Genomic DNA, 18503 nt, shown 5'->3' with positions numbered 1-18503 from the left:
CCCAGACCCCCACCCCCCCCCCTCCGCCGGAGCGTCAGGAGTGTAAAAAGAACCGCCCCCCCCCCTCTCCCCCCGCCGCCAGCCAGGCCGACCGCCGCGCCGGCCGGCTCGCGCTGCTGGCGCTGGGAGTCGGCGGCTTCGCCATCGGCACCGGCGAATTCGTCATCATGGGCCTGTTGCCCGACGCCGCCAGCGATCTCGCCATCTCGATTCCGGCCGCCGGCCACCTGATCAGCGCCTATGCGCTGGGCGTGGTGATCGGCGCGCCGCTGCTGGCGGTGCTTGGCGCCCGGCTGCCCCGCCGCACGCTGCTGCTGGCGCTGATGGCGGTCTTCGCCATCGGCAACTTCGCCAGCGCGCTGGCACCGAGCTACGGCTCGATGATCGTCGCGCGGCTGCTGACCGGCTTTCCGCATGGCACCTACTTCGGCGTGGCGGCGCTGGTCGCCGCCGGCCTGGTGGCGCGCGAGCGGCGCGCCCAGGCGGTGGGCCTGGTGATGCTCGGGCTGACGGTCGCGACGCTGGTCGGGGTGCCGATCGCGGCGGCGATCGGCCAATGGCTGGGTTGGCGCTCGGCGTTTGCGCTGGTCGGCCTGATCGGCGCGCTGACGGTGTTGCTGGTCTGGCGCTGGGTGCCCTTCGTGCCGGCCGATCGCCATGCCAGTCCGCTGCGCGAGCTGTCGGCGCTCAAGCGCAAGCAGGTCTGGCTGACGCTCGGCATCGGCGCGATCGGCTTCGGCGGCATGTTTGCCGTGTTCAGCTATATCAAGCCCACGATGATCGAGCTGGCGCATATGCCCGCCGGCGGCATTCCGTTCGTGCTGGCGCTGTTCGGCGTCGGCATGGTGGTCGGCAATCTGGCCGGCTCGAAGCTGGCCGACAAGGCGCTGATGCCGACCATCGGCGGCGTGCTGGTCTGGTCCGCCGCGGTGCTCGGCGCCTTCGTGCTGACCGCGCCGCACGCCTGGCTGGCGTCGGCGAATGTGCTGCTGATCGGCACCGTGGTCGCGCTCGGACCGGCCCTGCAGATCCGCCTGATGGACGTCGCCGGCGACGCGCAGACGCTGGCCGCGGCGCTGAATCACTCTGCCTTCAACATGGCCAACGCGCTGGGCGCCTGGCTCGGCGGCGTGACCATCGCGGCCGGTCTCGGCTGGCAATCGACCGGCTGGGTCGGCCTGTTGCTGGCGGCGGGCGGCTTGCTGATCTATCTGCTGTCGCTGTCCGATGCCTCGCGCCGCGGCGCCCCGGCGGCCGCCTAGGGACGCGGCGGCCGGGCACCGCCTCCGCGACGTCATCGCGCTGCGCTACCATGGCGCTCCCTGCACTCAAGCCCGCGCAAAGACCATGGAGCCAGAACACATGCCGGCCACCGGCGGCCAAAGCCTCGCCCCGAACCGGCGCCCGGCGTGGGAGGTGTTCCTGGCCTTCCTGCGGCTGGGCCTGACCTCCTTCGGCGGGCCGGTCGCGCATCTGGGCTACTTCCACCAGGAATTCGTGGTACGCCGCCGCTGGTTCGGCGAGCGCGTCTATGCGGATCTGGTCGCGCTGTGCCAGTTCCTGCCGGGTCCGGCCAGCAGCCAGGTCGGCATGGCGATCGGGCTGTCGCGCGCGGGCTTTGCCGGCATGCTGGCGGCCTGGGTCGGCTTCACGCTGCCTTCGGCCATCGCGCTGATCCTGTTCGCGCTGACCTTGTCGACCTGGGGCAATGTACTGCCCGCCGGCATGCTGGCGGGGCTGAAGATCGTCGCGGTGGCGGTGGTCGCCCAGGCGGTCTGGGGCATGGGCCGCTCGCTGTGTCCGGACCGCCCCCGCGCAACGATCGCCGCGGTGGCGGCGTGCGTGGTGGTGCTGGTGCCCGGGGCTCTGGCCCAGGTCGCGGTGATGGCGGTGGCCGCGCTGCTGGGCCGCGCGATGCTGAAAACGGCCCCGGCCGCCGAGCATGATGCCTTGCCCATCGCTGTCGACCGCCGGCTCGCCGCGCTGCTGTTGTTGATCTTCGCCGCGCTGCTGGCCTTGCTGCCGCTGGCGGCCCAAACCTGGCCCGGCCAGACGCTGGCGCTGACCGATGCCTTCTACCGGGCCGGCTCGCTGGTGTTCGGCGGCGGCCACGTGGTGCTGCCGCTGCTGCAGGCCGCGGTGGTCCCAACCGGCTGGGTCGACAACGACGCCTTCCTGGCCGGTTACGGCGCGGCGCAGGCGGTGCCTGGTCCGCTGTTCACCTTCGCCGCCTTCCTCGGCGCGGCGATGCGCGTCGAACCGGGCGGCTGGGCCAGCGGCGCCCTCTGTCTCGTTGCGATTTTCCTGCCGTCCTTCCTGCTGGTCGCCGGCGCCCTGCCGTTCTGGGAACGGCTGCGCCGCAGCCCGCATGCACAGGGCGCGCTGGCCGGCGTCAACGCGGCGGTGGTGGGCGTGCTGCTGGCGGCCTTGTACGACCCGGTCTGGACCAGCGCGATTCATCGCCCGGCCGACTTCGCGCTGGCCCTCGCGGCACTGGTGGCGCTGATGTTCTGGAAACTGCCGCCGTGGCTGGTGGTGCTGGCCTGCGCCTGCGGCGGCTGGGGGCTGTCGCTGCTGCCGCTCTGATCCGATCGGCTCGGCGCCGTTGGCATGCGCCGTGCTTGAAGCAGACAACGCGGTTCGCCAGCACGGCCAGCACCGCTGCCTACGCGCCATGTCCTTGCCATCCCGCCCCACACCACCCGACGACACGCCCGACGATGGGCCGGAACCCGCCGACCAGCGGCCGGCCACGCTCGATGCCTGCCGCCGCTGCGATCTGTGGCGCAACGCGACCCACGGCGTGCCCGGCGACGGCCCTGCCCCGGCGCCGGTGATGGTGGTCGGCGAACAGCCGGGCAATCAGGAAGACCTGGCCGGCAAGGCCTTCGTCGGCCCGGCCGGCCGCCTGCTCGACGAAGCCTTCGCCAAGGCCGGCTTGTCGCGCGAGTCGGTATTCCTGACCAACGCGGTCAAACATTTCAAATGGGAGCTGCGCGGCAAGCGCCGCCTGCACAAGACCCCGGCACAGCGCGAGATCGAAGCGTGCGGCTATTGGCTCGAGGACGAATTCGAGCGAGTCGCACCGCGTGTGGTAGTGGCGCTGGGCGCGACGGCGCTCAAGGCCGTGCTCGGCGTCAAGGCAACGTCGCTGCGCAAGGTGCTGGGCCAACCGATCGAGCATGAAGGCCGCACCGTGATTCCGACCTACCACCCGTCCTATGCGTTGCGCGTGCCCGATCCCGCGGCACGCGAGGCGGCTTTCGATGAAATCGTTTCGGCATTGAAGATGGCCGCCAGGTTCAGCGGCAAGGCGGCGCGCAAGGGCACCGGCAGGACGGTCGCCAAACGGGCCGCTGCGCCGAAGCCCGAGCCGGAGCCAGAGCCGGAGCCCAAGAAGGCCAAGTCAAGGCCCAGGCCCAGGCAGACACCGAACCCCTAACGCGGCTCGACGCCGCCGTCGTCCTCCGGCCTGGATTCGGCGCCGCGGTCGGTCAGCCAGGGCCGGCCCCGCGTGGCCGGATGGACCGGCACGCGCTGCTGCATCGCCGCCTTGGCCAGCATATGAGCGCTGATCGGGGCCGTCAGGAACAGGAAGGCGGTCAGCAGGATCTCGTGCAGGCTCCAGCCCTCTCCCTGGCTGCTGAAGTAGACCACCGAGGCGATCACCACGCCGCCGACGCCGAGCGTGGTCGACTTGGTCGGGCCGTGCAGCCGCATGAAGAAGTCCGGCAGGCGCAGCAGGCCGATCGCGCCGACCAGCGTGAACAGGCTGCCGATCAGCAGCAGCGCGCAGACGATGGCTTCTAGGTAGAACGGCATCGCCGGCTCCCTACTTCAGTTCGATGATGTCGCCGCGCTGCAGATACTTGGTCAGCGCGACCGTGCCGATGAAGCCCATCACGGCCAGCAGCAGCGCGACCTCGAAGAACTGCGACGAGCCGAGCCAGATGCCGAACACCACGATCAACGCGATCGCGTTGATGTTCAGCGTGTCGAGCGCGACGATGCGGTCCGGCAGGGTCGGGCCGATCAGCAGCCGCAGCAGCGTCAGCAGGAAGGCGATGCCGAGCATCGCCAGCGAAATCGGAATTACGACGGCAAGCATAGGAAGATCTCCCTCAAGGGCGCCTCGTAGCGCGACTTGATGCGCGCGATCATGTCGTCGGCATCGTCGAGGTCCAGCACATGCACCAGCAGACAGCGGCGATCGTCGCTCAGTTCGGCGCAGACGGTGCCCGGGCTCAAGGACACGATGCTGATCAGTGCGGTCAGCGCGATCTCGTGCTCGGACTCGAGCGGCAGTTCGATGAATGCGGGCTGCAGGCGCGCGCCGCGCACCAGCACCAGCCAGGCGACATGCACGTTGGCGACGACGATGTCGACCGCGACATGCCAGATCAGACGCAGCGCCAGCCACGGCCGCGCCAGCCGCAACGGCCGCAGCCACAGCCGCTGGCCGACGCGCAGGCCGATGGCCCAGGCCAGCAGCGCGCCGAGCAGCCAGTCGCCCGGCGCGGCGGCATTGCCGAGCAGCAGCCAGACCGCGAGCAGCATCGCGCTGAGCCAGGGATGGGGCAGCCAGCGGCGCATCATCGTGGCGGCTCCGTCGGCGCGCCCAGCACCGCGCGCGTGTAGGCGGCGCGGTCGAACAGTTGCAGCGCGGTCGCGTCGAGATAGCCCGCCAGCGGCCGCGCGAACACGACCAGCGCCACGCTGCAGCCCAGCAGCAAGGCACAGCAGACCAGCCTGGCGGCGTCGGGCTTGCGCGCCGGCGGCACCCGGGCATCGTGCCGCGTGGCCATGTCATGCTCGTGCGCGGCCGCTGCCGCGGGCGCCTGCCACAGCAGCCGGCTGCCGGTGCGGCTGATCGCGACGATCAGCGCAAGGCTCGACAGGATCACCGCCGGCCACAGCACCACCGCGCCGTTCCAGCTGCCGTAGACCGGCACGGCCTGCATCAGCATGACCTTGCCGATGAAGCCGGACAACGGCGGCAGCCCGACCACCGCGATGGCCGCGGTCAGGTACAGCGTGCCGGCCAGCCGCGAGATGCCGCCCCCCACCGGCAGCCGGCCCGACGGCATCTCGAGCGCGTCGGCCAGCAGGAACAGGGCGGCCGTGCCGACCGTCGTGCTGGCGAGGTAGTACAGCGTCGCGCTCCAGGCCTGCGGCGTCTGGATCGATACGCCGGCGGCCAGCAGCCCGACCGATACCAGCACCAGATAGCCGGTCAGCCGTTTCATCGAGCGCGCCGCCAGCGCGCCGCATGCGGCCAGCACCATCGTGACGATCGCCAGCCACCACAGCCATTGGTGCATGAAGCCGCCAAACCAGCCGCGCCCGCCGTCGAACAGCAAGGCGTGGCAGCGCAGGATCGCGTAGATGCCGACCTTGGTCATGATCGCGAACAGCGCGGCCACCGGGCCCGCGGCCGCGGCATAGGCGCGCGGCAACCAGAACGACAGCGGGAAGACTGCCGCCTTCAGCCCGAACACCAGCATCAGCATCGCGCCGGCCGCCATCGCCAGCGGCACTTCGGGCGGGGCCAGCCGGACCAGCCGCTCGCCCAGATCGGCCATGTTCAGCGTGCCGGTGATGCCGTACAGCACCCCGATGGCTAGCAGAAAGAACGACGACCCGACCAGGTTCAGCACGACGTAATGCAGTCCCGCGCCGATCCGCTCGTTGCCGCCGCCATGGACCAGCAGCGCATACGAGGCGATCAGCAGCACCTCGAAGAACACGAACAGGTTGAACAGATCGCCGGCCAGGAAGGCGCCGTTCAGGCCCATCAGCTGGAACTGGAACAGCGCGTCGAAATGCCGGCCGGCACGGGTGTCGTGCTCGCCCGCACTGAGCACCGCGGCCGCGCCGAGCAGCGACGTCAACAGCAGCATCAGCGCCGCCAGCCGGTCCAGCTGCAGCACGATGCCGAACGGCGCCGCCCAGTTGCCAAGCGCGTACACCGCGATGGCCCCGCTGGCCGCCTGGTCGAGCAAGGCCGCCGCGATCGGCAGCAGCGCCAGCGTGGCCAGCACCCCTAGCCAGCGCGAGCGTGCCCGCCAGCGCGCCGGCAGCACCACCAGCAGGCCGCCGCAGAACATCGGCAGCAGGATGGGCAGCAGCATGGTGTGGTTCATGACGCCTCCTCGTCGGCCGGGGACGGCGACATGGAGGGCGACATGGAGGGCGACGGCGACTGTCGGGACGCGCGCGCACGGTCCGCATCCTCGGGCCGCTCCGGTTCGGGCCCGGACGAGATGGCATCGCCCGGCTCCTCGCCGTCGACATGATCGCTGCCGCGCAACGCGCGCGACCGCAGCGCCAGCACCATGATGAAGGCGGTCATCGCGAAGCCGATCACGATCGCGGTCAGCACCAATGCCTGCGGCAACGGATCGGCGTACTGCGCGCCGGGCGCGATGATCGGCGGCTTGCCGGTGGTCAGCCGGCCCATGCCGAGCAGGAACAGCGTCACCGCATAGGTCAGCAGCGTCAGTCCGAGCACCACCGAGAAGGTGCGGGCGCGCAGCACCAGATAGAACCCGCAGGCGGCGAGCACACCGACGGCGGCGGCAAATACGGCTTCCATCAGACGGTCTCCGCGAGCTGGCGCGCGGCGGCCACCCGCTTGTCGCGCACGCCCAGATGGGACACGATCAGCAGCACGGTGCCGACCACGGTCAGATAGACGCCCAGGTCGAACAGCAAGGCGGTGGCCAGTTCGATTTCACCGATCCAGGGCAGATGAAAGTGCCCGAAGGCGGTGGTCAGATACGGATAGCTGAAGATCCAGCTGCCCAGGCCCACCAGCCCGGCGAGCAGGATGCCCGCACCCGCGATCGCGCGATGATGCAGCGTGATGCGCGACTCGGTCCACAGCACGCCGCTGGCGATGTACTGCAGCAGCAGCGCGACCGCGGTGATCAGCGCGGCCACGAAGCCGCCGCCGGGCAGCTGATGCCCGCGCAGCAGCATGAAGATCGCCACCAGCATCGTCAGCGGCAACATCAGCCGCGCCAGGATGGCCAGCAGCAGCGGATGGCTCTGACGCGACCACGGCATGTCGTTGGGGCCCGCGGTCGGGGCCGGCAGGCGCAGGCCCTTCAGCAGCGCATGCACGCCCAGGCCGGCAATCAGCAGCACGCAGATCTCGCCCAGCGTATCGAAGCCGCGGAAGTCGACCAGGATCACATTGACGACGTTGTGCCCGCCGCCGCCCGGCACGCTCTGCGCGATGAAGAAGTCGGCGATGGTCTGATGCGGACGCGTCATTACCGCGAAGGCGGCCACGCCCACGGTGCCGCCGCCGGCCAGCGCCAGCGCGGCATCGCGCAGATGCCGCGCGGTCCCCGCCTGCTCGGGCAGGTCGGCGGGCAGGAAATACAGCGCGAGCACCAGCAGGATGATGGTGACCACCTCGACCGAGATCTGCGTCAGCGCGAGATCGGGCGCCGAAAAGCGCGTGAAGGCCAGCGCCACCATCAGCCCGCACAGGCTCGCCATCAGCAGGGCCACCACGCGCTGTTGGCGCGCCGCGACCACGGCGATGGCGCCGATCGCCAGCAGGACCAGCCCGGTCGCGGTAACCGGGTCCACCAGCGACAGCGCAGCCGGTCCCTGGGCCCGCTCCAGCTCGAACAGATAGCGCGCCGGCAGCAGCACCATCGCCGCGATCGCAAAGGCCAGATAGCGCTGCAGCGAGCCGTTCTCGAACAGCAGCGCGAGCCGGCCCGACGCGCGCTCGATGCGTTCGATCGCGTCCTCGAAGCGGTCGCGCGCATTCAACTGCGGCAGCTTCGCGTGATAGTGGCGGAACGAATCGCGGCGCAGGAAGAACAGCGCGCCGCCGGCCGCCATCGACAAGGCGCTCATCGCCAGCGGCAGATTGAATCCATGCCACGGGCTCAGGCTATAGATCGGCAACGGCGCGCCCATGGTGCCGCGCGCGGCCGCATCGAGCAGGCCCGCCACGGTGTGGTTCGGAAACAGCCCCACCACCAGGCAGGTCACCACCAGGATCTCCACGGGAATCTTCATCCAGCGCGGCGGCTCGTGCGGCGGGTAATGCGGCAGATCGTCGGGCTCGCCGTCGAAGAACACGCCATGGATGAAGCGCAGCGAGTACGCCACCGTCAGCGCGCCGGCCGCGGTGGCCAGTGCCGGAATGGTCCAGTTGAACGGTCCCAGCAGCCCTTGCGCGAGCGTCTCGCCGAAGAACATCTCCTTGCTGAGAAAACCGTTGAGCAGCGGCACGCCCGCCATCGCCAGCGAGGCGACGATCGCCAGCAGCGCGGTGTGCGGCATGTAGCGGCGCAGCCCGCGCAGACGGCCCAGATCGCGCGTGCCGGTCTCGTGGTCGATGATGCCGGCCGCCATGAACAGCGAGGCCTTGAACACCGCGTGGTTCATGATATGGAACAGCGCGGCCACCGTGCTCAGACCGGTGTCGAGCCCGAACAGCAGCGTGATCAGGCCCAGATGGCTGATCGTCGAATACGCCAGCAGCCCTTTCAGATCCCGTTGCAGCAGCGCCATGCCGGCGCCGATCACCAGCGTGGCGAGGCCGGTCAGGCTCAGCATGTAGAACCACCAGTCGGTGCCCTCGAGCACCGGATACAGCCGCGCCAGCAGGAACACGCCGGCCTTGACCATGGTGGCCGAATGCAGATACGCCGAAACCGGGGTCGGTGCCGCCATCGCGTGCGGCAGCCAGAAGTGGAACGGGAACTGCGCCGACTTGGTGAAGACCGCGAGCAGCACCAGCACGATCATCGGCGGATACAGCGGATGCTTCTGCACGGTGCCGGCGCTGGCGATCACGTCGGACAGCTCCATGCTGCCGCAGATATGGCCGAGCAGCAGCACCCCGGCGAGCAGCGCCAGGCCGCCCCCGCCGGTGACCGTCAGCGCCATGCGCGCACCCTTGCGTGCATCGGAGCGATACGACCAGAAGCCGATCAGCAGGAAGGAGACGATGCTGGTCAGCTCCCAGAACACGACCAGCAGCAGCAGATTGCTCGACAGCACCACGCCGAGCATCGCCGCCATGAACAGCAGCAGCAGCGCAAAGAAGCGCGCGGTCGATTGACTGCGCGACAGGTAATAGCGCGCGTACAGCAGCACCAGCAGGCCGATGCCGAGCACCAGCACCGAAAAGGCATAGGACAGGCCGTCCAGCCGGAAGCTCAGCGCGAAGCCAAGGCTGTCGAGCCACGGCATGCGCCACGCCAGCACTTCGCCGCTGAAGATCTCGTGCCGCACGCTCAGCAGCAAGGCCAGCCCGATCATCGGTGTGCCCAGTACCAGCGGCGCCGTCAGCGCGCGCAGATGGCGCCCGACCAGCGGCGTCAGCATGGCCGCGCCCAGCGGCAGCGCGATCAGCCACAGCATCACCATCTGTCGTCTCCAACAGAGCGTGCGGGAAGGCGAAGGGAAGACGGCGGGCCCAGCCGCGCCAAGGATCGAGTGCGCAACATGTGGGCTATTGTGCCGCATGACGCCACCACCGCGGCGAATGTTATGTCTGCCCTGAAAATAATTCAGATCGCATTGGCGCCGGGAAACGCTGTTTCGCATGCCGCACCGGGCTTGTCACCGCATTCCAAAGATCGCGGCCATTCGGGATAGCACGAGGTTGGATCGCGCCCCGGCACCTACATATACTGGCATGCGGCCTGCAAATGCCGGCCGCAGACGCATCGTCCAGGAGCATGCACACGCACCGCGCCGCTACCCCTGCCGCGCGGGACGCCCGCACAACACCGAACCGGGAGCGGAGAATGGGGATGCTGACCGAAGAACAATACCAAGCCACGCAGGAATCGCGCCGCGCCGGACTGCGCGCGCTGCGCGCGGCGCTGCTGAAATCCCACAAGGAGATCATCCAGCACGACCGTAACGAATATGAGCGCCTCTACGGCCCGATTCCCGCGGGCCAGTTCGTGCAGATCGTCACCGAGGACAACTACTTCCGCTGGCTCGACCCGCTGTCGCGCCTGATCGTGGAGATCGACGAGGAGCTCGACGGGCCGAAGCACCACGACGGCACCTGCCGCGCGGTGGCCGAGGCAGCGGCGCGGCTGTTCAGCACGCAGGGCGACCCGGCGTTCCGCGAGCGCTATCACGGGGCGCTGCAGGACGAGCCAGCCGTCACCGTGGCGCACGGGCAACTGATGTCGGTAATCGCACAGCTTCGCAAGCTGCCCTAGCGGACGCGCAAGACAGGACGCGGGAGCCTTGCGGCTCCCGCGTTTTCGCTTTCGTCGTCGATCACGACGGACGGGGCGAGACGATCAGCCGGCGCCGCCGGCCTTGCCGCCCCTGGCCTTCCCGGCCTGGTCCGCGCCGTCCTCCTTGTCGGGTTCGACCGCGATCGGGTCGCTGGCCGGGAACGTTTCCTCGAGCGCCTCGTCGAGATTGCGCTCGGTGCGGTCGTCGGCCGCGCCCTCCTCGCCGTGCTTGCCGGGACGGGAAACGGATTCAGGCTTGCCGGGCTGGCTCATCGTCTATCTCCTTCGCGTGGCGGCGGCCGGGGCCGCTCAGGTCGCGCGATAGCGGTTGCGCAGATCGCGCACCAGATCGTGGTTGCGCAGCACGCCGTGATACTGGCGTTCGATCAGCGCGCGCACTTCGAAGCTCAGATCGTCGTGCTGAAGGGCATCGGCGTACTTTTTCTTGGCCACGTCCTCGCCGCGCTCGCACTCTTCCAGAATAGACAGATCGGTGCGGTTCGCGACAGCGCTGCGCAGGCTGACCCAGCCGCGATGCAAGGCGCCGGCCACGCTGCCGCCCTCTTCCGGCCGGCCGCCCAGCGCGATCACCTGCGACTGCAGCTCGCGGATGGCGGCGCCGATCTCGGTCGCGCGGCTGGTGAACAGTTCCTTCAGCTCAGGATTGGTGGCGTCCTCGGCGGCCTTCAGAAACCCTTGCTCGCCGTCGCGCGACACCTCGATCAGATCGTTGAGCACATCGACGTTCTTGTCTGCCATGGCGACTCCTCGTTATCGTGATGCCGCCGCATGCCGCGGCGGCGGTTGCAGGACGTATGCAGCGAGGCTGCAAAACGGCGCGCACCGCAAGCGGTGCGTCCATGCATTCACGATAAGAGAAGCAGCCGAGCCGGACTGTAAGCAGGCTCCCCGAGCGGTTGTCGGTCGATGCCTACAGGGTTCCCCCGAGGGCTGGCGCCCCCATGCGGAGTGTGAAGTCAGTCGAGCAGATGGCCCAGCCGCACGCGCTTGGTGGCCAGGTATTTTTCGTTCTCGGCGTTGGCCGGCACGCTGTGGCGCAGCTGTTCGAGCACGGTGATGCCGGCCTCTTCGAGCTGCTGCCGCTTGCGCGGATTGTTGCTCATCAGCCGGATCGATTGGATGCCGAGCTGGCGCAACAGATCGGCGGCAAAGGCATAGGTGCGCGAGTCGACCGCCTGCCCCAGCGCCAGATTGGCATCGACGGTGTCGAGCCCGCCATCCTGCAGGCTGTACGCACGGATCTTGTGGCCAAGGCCGATGCCGCGGCCTTCGTGGCCGCGCAGGTACAGTACGATGCCGCGGCCCTCGGCGGCGATGCGCTCCATCGCCAGCGCCAGCTGTTCGCCGCAGTCGCAGCGGCACGAACCGAATACGTCGCCGGTCAGGCATTCCGAATGCAGCCGCGTCAACACGCCCTCGCCGGCGATGTCGCCGACGCTGAGCGCCAGGTGTTCCGTCCCGCTGGTCACGCCCTTGAAGGCGTGAGCGGTGAACTCGCCGAAGCGGGTCGGCAGCCGTGCCGAACCGATCAGCGTGATTTCCGTGTCGTTCATATCATCTTGCCAATGCGTGTGCGCCGGATGCCGGTCAGCGGCCGGGAGTGGGTCCCGGGAGAGTGCGCTGCGGCTCTGTCCAGCCTGCCAAGCCCCGTTTCGGAGGCCATGCCAGGGCGGCGCCTGACGGCAAGGATACCGCGAATCGGCAAAGCGCCGCTCGGGGCCCCGTGCCGGGCCCTTCACCCCCAGGGCTTTCGCTGGCCGCCGCTACAGGATCGGCGCGAACAGCTTGGCCACATGCATTGCCACGCGGCGCAACGGCGGCGCGGCCAGATATTCGTCGCGGCCGATCTCGCGTGCCTGGGCGAAATCGGCCAGCAGCATGCCCTCGACCTGGCTGGCGAAGGCGCGGTCCGCCGTCATCACGGTCAGCTCGAAATTGAGCCGGAACGAGCGGTTGTCGAGATTGGCGGTGCCCACCGCGGCCAGCTCGTCGTCGATCAGCATCACCTTCTGATGCAGGAAGCCGGGTATGTAGCGATAGATGCGGATGCCCGCGCAGATTGCCTGGTAGGCATACAGCGTCGAGGCGGCGAACACCACCTTGTGGTCGGCGCGTCCCGGCATCAGGATGCGCACGTCGACGCCGCGCAGCACCGCCAGCCGCAGCACCGCGAACACCGCCTCGTCGGGGACGAAGTACGGCGTGGTGATCCACAGCCGCGTGCGCGCGGCCTGGATCGCCTCGACGAAGAACAGCGAGCACGTCTCCTGCGAATCGGCCGGGCCGCTCGGCACCACCTGGCACACCATGTCGCCGGCGGGCTCGGGCGGCGGCAGCAGCAGCGTCGGCACCTCGCGCGACGCCCAGTACCAGTCCTCGGCGAAGGTCATCTGCAGGTCGAGCACCGCCGGGCCGCGCACCTCGATATGGGTATCGCGCCACGGCGCCAGCGGCGGCCTCAGGCCCATGTATTCGTTGCCGACGTTGTGGCCGCCGATGAAGGCGCGCTCGCCATCGATGGCCACCAGCTTGCGATGATTGCGGAAGTTCAGCTGGAAACGATTGACGAAGCCGCGATGCGGGGCGAACGCGCTGACCTTGACGCCGCATGCGGCCATGCGGCGCACGTAGTGGCCCGGCAAGGCATGGCAGCCGATGCTGTCGTACAGGAAATAGACCTCGACGCCCGCGGCGGCGCGCTCGCACAGCACCGCCTGCAGTTCGCGCCCGAGCTCGTCGTCATGGACGATGAAGAACTGCACCAGCGCGACGCGGCGCGCGGACTTCAGCGCGGCGAAGATCGCCGTGAAGGTGGCCGGTCCATCGACCAGCAGTTGCACATGGTTGCCCGACAGGCAATGCAGCCCGGTCAGCCTTGGCAGTGCGCGCAGCCCGGGATGATGCGGCTGCCGAACGATGCAGGCCTCGCGCTCGCGCGGTTCCATGCCATGGCGCAGCTCGCGCATCTGCTCGCGATAGAAGCGGCGTGCATTGACATAGCCGACGAAATTGCTGCTGCCGAACACCAGGTACGGCACCAGCGCCAGATACGGCATCATCAGCAGCGAGCCGGCCCAGGCGATCGCGCCGGGCGCGGTTCGCACCGTCATCACGGCATGCATCGCGGCAAACACGCCGACCACGTGGAAACACAGAACAATCGTCGCGACAACGCTGGTGCTCAATAACATCGGCTGCCATCCGCTGCGGAATCCGGTTGAACGATGAACGGTGAAAACGGTGAACCTGGAACACGGAACTGCCGCGCATTGTGGCATAGGCGGCCCGCATCGCGGCCGTCCATGTATGCGACATGGCGCGGCTCACCGCATCGACGCCGCCCTTTGCATTTTTTTTAGGCAGTCCGATGGCGCGACGCGCCGGCGCGCGCCTGGCGCCGGCCGCGGTCGGGTTATCCACACAATCTGTGGATAACCCGAACACCCGTTCGCCGCCCGGGCGCGTGCCGGTCGCTCAATGTGGACGGCCCTCGGGCGGCTCGTCCGACGAAGCGGCCGCGGCCAGTGTCGGCGCCAGATCGACCACCGCGAAACCGCTCGGGTCCTTCTTGGCGTCGCGCTTGGCCGCGGCCGCGGCGACCGCGATATGGCTGCTGCCCAGACGCCAGCCGTCGGTCTCGGTGCGCGCGACGCCGTGGGCCACGCGGACCGCGCCGATGGCCATGCTGACCATCGGGAAGAACGCCGTGCGGCCATGGCGGTCCTCGCCGTGGATGCCCCCCGCCGCGCGGTCGTCGGCATCGTACAGCTCGCGCGCGGCGCGGTTGAAGCGCGCGATCGCGCCACGCGCGCGCTGGCTCCAGTCGGGGCTCTGGTACAGCACCAGGAAGTCGTCGCCGCCGACATGGCCGAGGAAGTCCCGCACCGGATCGCAGGCATCGGCGAGGATCGCGGCCGCACCCTTGATCATCTCGTCGCCCTTCCAGTAGCCGTACTGATCGTTGAAGGGCTTGAAGTGGTTCAGATCGACATAACAGGCGCAGAACGCCGCGCCCGCATCGAGCAGCCGGTCGACATGCTGGTTCAGCGGAATGTTGCCGGGCAGGAAGGTCAGCGGATTGGCATAGCGTGCGGCCTCCATGCGGATCTCGGTGACGGCGCGGATCAGATCGGCGCCGGTGCCCAGTCCCGCATAGCGGCCATCGTCGGTGATGATGAAACCGTCGGCCAGATAGCGCTGGTTGCCGCTCGACAGACTCTTCGCCATGGTTTCGATGGTGGCGCTGCGCTCGAAGCAGACCGGCTCGCGATGCGCCATCAGGATGCAGGCTTTCTTGCCGTACAGCTCGCGATGAAACGGCGCGGCATAGCGGTCGATGAAGCTCTGCCGGTTGATGATGCCGATCGGCCTGCCGTCGGGATCGACCACGGCCAGCGCATGCAGACCGGGATTGGCATGGAACAGCGCCAGCACCTCGTTGTTGGTCTGCTCCGGCGTCACCGTCGGCGCGCGGCGCAGCAGCTTGCCCGCGCTGGGCCCGGTCCAGCCCGAGCGCACCACCTGCGGAAACACCGCGATCTGACGCGAGCCCAGCGCCTGCACCACGTCCTCCGGCGGCGCTTGCGACGGCTCCGGCAAGGGTCGGCCGAGCAGATAGCCCTGGCCGAACGGCACGCCGAGGTCGCGCAACACCGCCAGCTCCTCGTTGTCCTCGATGCCTTCGGCGATCACGCTGGTGCCGAGTGCATCGGCCAGGCTCAGCACCGTGCGCATCAATTCGAGCCGCCGCGAACATGAGGCCACGCCGTGCACCAGCGACTTGTCGAGCTTGATGAATTGCGGCGTCAGCTGGACCAGCAGATCGAGGTTGGCATGGCCGGTGCCGAAATCGTCCAGCGCATAGCGCAGCCCCAGATCGCGCAGCACCGCCATCGCATCGGCGAACGCCGCGATGTCGCCGATGCGGGTCTGCTCGGTCAGCTCGATCACGACACGCGCCGGCGCTACCGTGTTCGCCAGCAGCGCCGCCATGCCGCGGCCATGGTCGGCCAGCAGATGGCGCAGCGTCATCGGGCTGAAATTGACGAACAGCAGCCCGGGCAGGCGCAGCTCGGCGAAGCGGGCGAGCGCGGCGCGGGCCGCCTGCACTTCCAGCGCCATCGTATCGGCGGGGCTGGCCGCCAGCCGGAACAGCGCTTCGGGCGAGGCCAGCGGCGACCCCTCGGGTCCGCGCAACAGCGCCTCGTAGCCGAGCAGATCGGCCGACTCGAAGCGCACGATCGGCTGGAAGACGGCGCGCAGCGGCGGCAGGCGCATCGGCGCAGCCGCTGCGCCGGATTCGATCACGGCAACGGACATGGGGATCTCGACAACGGTGGCAAGGGCGCCGGGATGCACGCGGCGACGGCGCATCGGGGCTTCGGGCCTGGCGCCTGGCGTGGAGGCAACGCCGGCAAGGCAAGCCATTTCATGACAGTCATATGACCGCCATATGACAACCCCGCCGCATGCCGGGACGTCATGGCGACGTCACATCGGCTTGCCAGCATCGGCGCCAAAACAACAATTCACGGGCGCCGCATGCGGCGGGGGAAAACCATGTTGCAAGGGTTCAGAACGGGGCTGCCGCGTTTGCGGTCGAGGATGGGAATGGGGATCGCGGCGGTGAGAGGCACCGCTGCCACGGCAGAGGCCGGGCCTGCCGACGGTGCGCCGCCAGCGCGAAGGCGTGCGCGCCTGCCGCTTGCGGCGCGGCTCGGCACGGCCTTCGTGCTGGTCTACCTCTTCGGTGCGGCCGCCGCGGTCAGCGGCATCGTCAATCTGGTCGCGCTGAAGGAAAAGACCGACACGCTGTATCAACGCGACATGCGCGGTGCGGTGGCCGCGGAGCGCGCGCAATCCGCGCTGGCCGGGCTGGGACACGCGCAGCTGGCGCTGACGATGGCCACCAGCACGGCCGAACGCGATACCGCCGCGCAGCAGATCGCGCAGGCGCTGCAGACGCTGGATGCCACGCTGTCCGGCGTCGGTCGCGCGGCACCGGATCAGGCCGAGGCGCTGGCGCGCGAGCGTGCCGAGGCGGCGCAGTCGATGCAGGGCTATGTCGAGCTGCTGCGAAAGCAGCCGCTGGATGCGCTGCAGTTCGACAGCGCCGTCTCCGTCGAAGGGCACTTCGTCGCCGAGCAGCTGGCGAAGCTGGGCAAGCAGATCGAGCAGGCGCGTACCCGTCTCGAGAAGCAGGCCGCCGACACGGTGGCCTCGGTATCTGCGAGCCAGGCCCGCGCGCAGTGGATCACGATGGGAATGCTGGCAGCGAGCCTGGCCGCCGCCGCGGTGCTGGCATGGCGCGCCGCGCGCGCCCTGCTGGCCGAGCTTGGCGGCGAGCCGCGCGAGGCAGCCGACGCGGCGCGGCGCATTGCCGCCGGCGATCTGACCGGCGACGAGCGACTGCGCCGGCGCGGCACCCGCGGTCTGCTGCAGGACCTGGCCGCGATGCGCGATGCGCTGGCCGCGATGCTCGCGCGCATCCAGGCCTCGGCGCGACAGATCCATGGCGCCAGCGAGCAGATCGCCGCTGCCAATCGCGATCTGTCGGAACGCACCGGCCGCCAGCTGGCTGCGGTCGACGAGGCGGCCACCAGCATCGGCGAGTTGCGGGGGCTGGTCGAGCAGATCCACGTGCGCGCGCACGAGTCCAGCGCGATGGCGAGCCAGGCGCGCGACGCGGTCGGTACCGGCAGTGCGGTGGTGCGCAGCATGCGCGCCTCGATGGACGCGGTGCAGGCGCGTTCGCGCGACATCTCCGAAGTGGTCGGCGTGCTGCAGGGCATCGCGTTCCAGACCAATCTGCTGGCACTGAATGCGGCGGTGGAAGCCGCGCGTGCCGGCGCCGCCGGGCGCGGTTTTGCGGTGGTCGCCAACGAAGTCCGCGCGCTGGCCCAGCGCAGCGCGCAGTCGGCCCGCGATATCGGCGCGCTGCTCGGCGAGGCCACGCGCGACATCGAGGCTGGCGTCAGCCGCAGCGGCGAGGTCGAACAGGCGATGGTGGCGATCGAACAGGCGGTGCTGCGCAGCCATACGCTGGCCGAGCGGCTCAATGGCCTGGCCGAGCAGCAGGCCGCCGGCATTGCGGTGGTCGACGATGCCGTGGCCCGGCTCGATGGCACCAGCCGGCAGAACGCGGAGCTGGTGACCACGGTGGCGCAGCAAGCCGAATCGCTCGATTGGCAGGCGGCCGAACTGGCCTCGGATGTGGGCCGCTTCCGCTTCTGAGGCGAGCGCGGCCCGGTGACGGACTAACGCGCCTGCACCGCGGCCTGCTGCGGCACGCGCTCGCTCTCCTCCTTGACGACGGGGCCGGACGCTTCGCGCGATGCCGTGACGGCGGCGGCCGGCACCGCGTAGCAGGGCGCATGCGGCGGCACCCGGTCCGCCCAGGGCTCGGGCTCGATCCGTTGCGCCCGCGCCTGCGAGAACGCTTGCCAATGGTTGGCCTTCGTCGGACTGGGGCCATACAGCAGCGCCTGGACCTGTGGGCCCTCGCCGACCACGCCGACATCGCAATCGGCATGGAATTCGACGGCAGCGCGCAGCGCCACGTCCCGCCGCTGGGCTTCGTTCAGCGGTCGTACTGCGGCATGTTCCAGCCTGCCGCCGAACACCCGCTTCGCGATCGTCCGCAACCAGCCGCTCTCGCTGGCTATGACCGCATGGCAACCCATCGTGCGCAAGACTTGCGGATCCGGCGGCAGCCGCCGCACCGCCGTGCGGCGCTCCATTCCCAGCCATGACAACACGCGGTTCCACCGGCTCAACTCGCGGCGCGGCGTGTAGGTGATGCGATAGGTATTGCCGCGCAAGGTCAGATGCAGCGCACGGCGGATGTCGTCGGTTTCGCAGGCGTGCTTGAACAGCTGCAGGGCCTGCACGGCGCGTTGATGGGAAGCGGAGAGATCGGTAATCGTGGACACGGCAGCAACTCGTGGAGACAAACGGTAGCGGCGAGGATCGCGCCGCACCACCGCTTCGCGCTATCAATCGAGACGCCGTGCTTGCGGTTCCTGGCAATCCGTTGCAAATAACGCCGGCCGCAGCGCACGTAGTTCTGCAGTGCAGAACATCGATTCTGCATTGCGGTTGACGACACCATCGAACGATGTAACCATCGCGGACACACCAAGCCGGCGGCCACGCCGGCAACGCCATTCCGGAGACCCTCGATGAGCAGCACCGCCCGCGCCGATTCCGGCGCCGCTTCGCACCCCGCTTCGCACCCCGCTTCCCACC

The 18503-nt window shown here is 69.3% G+C and carries 16 protein-coding genes and 1 pseudogene; 5 read left to right on the top strand and 12 right to left on the bottom strand.

What is annotated here, in order from left to right; translation table 11 throughout:
- Nucleotides 1-113: 113 nt before the first annotated feature.
- The 3 genes from J5T34_RS19715 (at nt 114) to J5T34_RS19705 (ending at nt 3442) form a co-directional block, all read left to right on the top strand.
- Nucleotides 114-1262, top strand: a complete 1149-nt coding sequence (locus tag J5T34_RS19715; protein ID WP_208582158.1) for an MFS transporter — start codon at nt 114-116, stop codon at nt 1260-1262.
- 85 nt (nt 1263-1347) lie between these two features.
- Complete coding sequence (chrA, locus tag J5T34_RS19710; RefSeq protein WP_432207688.1) at nt 1348-2586, top strand: chromate efflux transporter; 1239 nt, start codon at nt 1348-1350, stop codon at nt 2584-2586.
- 88 nt (nt 2587-2674) lie between these two features.
- Entirely contained in the window at nt 2675-3442 is a 768-nt protein-coding gene (locus tag J5T34_RS19705) for a UdgX family uracil-DNA binding protein (RefSeq protein ID WP_208582146.1), read from the top strand.
- On the opposite strand, the gene J5T34_RS19700 is transcribed toward J5T34_RS19705, so the two are convergent.
- From J5T34_RS19700 to J5T34_RS19675, 6 genes and pseudogenes are all read right to left on the bottom strand, one after another.
- The gene (locus J5T34_RS19700; protein ID WP_208582144.1) at nt 3439-3822 is read right to left on the bottom strand and encodes a Na+/H+ antiporter subunit G; all 384 of its coding nucleotides are present in this window, start codon (nt 3820-3822) and stop codon (nt 3439-3441) included. The two genes, J5T34_RS19705 and J5T34_RS19700, sit on opposite strands and share 4 nt — an antisense overlap.
- 10 nt (nt 3823-3832) lie before the next feature.
- Entirely contained in the window at nt 3833-4108 is a 276-nt protein-coding gene (locus tag J5T34_RS19695) for a K+/H+ antiporter subunit F (protein ID WP_174109137.1), read from the bottom strand.
- A complete protein-coding gene (locus J5T34_RS19690; protein ID WP_174109138.1) occupies nt 4093-4596 on the bottom strand; it encodes a Na+/H+ antiporter subunit E in 504 nt (167 codons plus the stop codon). Before J5T34_RS19690 ends, J5T34_RS19695 begins: the two co-directional genes overlap by 16 nt.
- Nucleotides 4593-6143 carry a monovalent cation/H+ antiporter subunit D gene (locus tag J5T34_RS19685; RefSeq protein WP_208582142.1) on the bottom strand — a complete coding sequence of 517 codons (1551 nt, stop codon included), beginning with the start codon at nt 6141-6143 and terminating at the stop codon, nt 4593-4595. The genes J5T34_RS19690 and J5T34_RS19685 overlap by 4 nt, the downstream gene beginning before the upstream one ends.
- Nucleotides 6144-6274: 131 nt before the next feature.
- Nucleotides 6275-6595, bottom strand: a pseudogene (locus J5T34_RS19680) (Na+/H+ antiporter subunit C); the annotation flags it as partial.
- Nucleotides 6595-9402, bottom strand: coding sequence for a monovalent cation/H+ antiporter subunit A (locus J5T34_RS19675; RefSeq protein WP_208582139.1), 2808 nt, complete (start codon nt 9400-9402; stop codon nt 6595-6597). The gene J5T34_RS19675 and the pseudogene J5T34_RS19680, both read right to left, overlap by 1 nt.
- A 383-nt stretch (nt 9403-9785) precedes the next feature.
- On the opposite strand from J5T34_RS19675, the gene J5T34_RS19670 reads away from it, so the two are divergent.
- Complete coding sequence (locus tag J5T34_RS19670; RefSeq protein WP_208582136.1) at nt 9786-10214, top strand: hypothetical protein; 429 nt, start codon at nt 9786-9788, stop codon at nt 10212-10214.
- A gap of 84 nt (nt 10215-10298) precedes the next feature.
- On the opposite strand, the gene J5T34_RS19665 is transcribed toward J5T34_RS19670, so the two are convergent.
- The 5 genes from J5T34_RS19665 to J5T34_RS19645 form a co-directional block, all read right to left on the bottom strand.
- Nucleotides 10299-10508, bottom strand: a complete 210-nt coding sequence (locus J5T34_RS19665) for a hypothetical protein (RefSeq protein WP_208582134.1) — start codon at nt 10506-10508, stop codon at nt 10299-10301.
- A 36-nt stretch (nt 10509-10544) separates the two neighbouring features.
- The gene (locus J5T34_RS19660; protein WP_053823726.1) at nt 10545-10994 is read right to left on the bottom strand and encodes a PA2169 family four-helix-bundle protein; all 450 of its coding nucleotides are present in this window, start codon (nt 10992-10994) and stop codon (nt 10545-10547) included.
- A 218-nt stretch (nt 10995-11212) separates the two neighbouring features.
- A complete protein-coding gene (gene ribA / locus J5T34_RS19655) occupies nt 11213-11809 on the bottom strand; it encodes a GTP cyclohydrolase II (protein WP_208582132.1) in 597 nt (198 codons plus the stop codon).
- A gap of 210 nt (nt 11810-12019) precedes the next feature.
- Nucleotides 12020-13447, bottom strand: a complete 1428-nt coding sequence (gene cls, locus J5T34_RS19650; RefSeq protein WP_208582130.1) for a cardiolipin synthase — start codon at nt 13445-13447, stop codon at nt 12020-12022.
- Between the two features lie 283 nt (nt 13448-13730).
- Complete coding sequence (locus tag J5T34_RS19645; RefSeq protein WP_208582128.1) at nt 13731-15575, bottom strand: EAL domain-containing protein; 1845 nt, start codon at nt 15573-15575, stop codon at nt 13731-13733.
- A 306-nt stretch (nt 15576-15881) separates the two neighbouring features.
- Between J5T34_RS19645 and J5T34_RS24140 the strand changes: the two genes are divergently transcribed.
- Nucleotides 15882-17489: a methyl-accepting chemotaxis protein gene (locus J5T34_RS24140; protein WP_347880675.1), complete on the top strand. Its 1608-nt coding sequence runs from the start codon at nt 15882-15884 to the stop codon at nt 17487-17489.
- Between the two features lie 23 nt (nt 17490-17512).
- On the opposite strand, the gene J5T34_RS19635 is transcribed toward J5T34_RS24140, so the two are convergent.
- Entirely contained in the window at nt 17513-18187 is a 675-nt protein-coding gene (locus J5T34_RS19635; RefSeq protein ID WP_208582124.1) for a hypothetical protein, read from the bottom strand.
- Between the last annotated feature and the right edge of the window lie 316 nt (nt 18188-18503).

The sequence above is a fragment of the Cupriavidus gilardii genome (genome assembly GCF_017598945.1).
Taxonomy (GTDB): Bacteria; Pseudomonadota; Gammaproteobacteria; order Burkholderiales; family Burkholderiaceae; genus Cupriavidus; species Cupriavidus gilardii_E.
Note: the sequence above shows the minus strand (reverse complement) of the source record. Positions and strands in the feature narration are given on the sequence as shown.